This is a genomic window from Kitasatospora nipponensis (assembly GCF_039528135.1).
Lineage (GTDB): Bacteria > Actinomycetota > Actinomycetes > Streptomycetales > Streptomycetaceae > Kitasatospora > Kitasatospora nipponensis.
In genome coordinates, this window is sequence record NZ_BAAALF010001064.1 from 1 (window position 1) to 541 (window position 541).

The window sequence follows — 541 nt, forward strand, 5'->3', positions numbered from 1 at the left end:
CACGGTTCACCATGCGCGGCACTCACGAAGGCGAGTTCTTCGGCATCCCTGCCACCGGCAACAAGATCGCGGTCCAGGCCATGAACTTCTACTACCTGGCCGATGGACGCATCGTCAAAGAGCGGGGTCAGCCCGATCTCCTCGGGCTCATGCAGCAGATCGGCGCCGTACCGGCGCCGTGAGGCAGACAGTCGCCTCCTCCTCCCGCGCAACCCTCCAGGTCCGCGCTGCCGCCCTCCCGCAAGGCACATCATGGAATCCCTCGCACCCGCACCGCCCGCTCAGGCGATAGCCGTCCTGCCCCGGTCCTCCATTCTGGTAGCGGCCCTGTCCACCGTCGTGGAGTGGTACGACTTCACGCTGTACCTGTACATGACCACCGTGCTGTCCCGGGTGTTCTTCGGCACCGGCTCCACCTCGCTCTTGATCACCCTGGCGGTCTTCGCCGTCGCCTACCTGATGCGCCCGCTCGGCGCGATGGCCTTCGGCCACATCGGGGACCGGCTCGGGGGCCGCAAGGTGCTGCTCGGCTCGAAGGCAG

1 protein-coding gene and 1 pseudogene are annotated in these 541 nt (G+C 67.1%); both read left to right on the plus strand.

Annotation, left to right across the window (positions count from 1 at the left end):
• Nucleotides 1-182 (plus strand): ester cyclase (locus ABD323_RS44880; protein WP_344447713.1); only part of this gene is annotated, 182 nt, incomplete at its 5' end.
• A 70-nt stretch (nucleotides 183-252) separates the two neighbouring features.
• Nucleotides 253-541 (plus strand): annotated as a pseudogene (locus tag ABD323_RS44885) (MFS transporter); the annotation flags it as partial.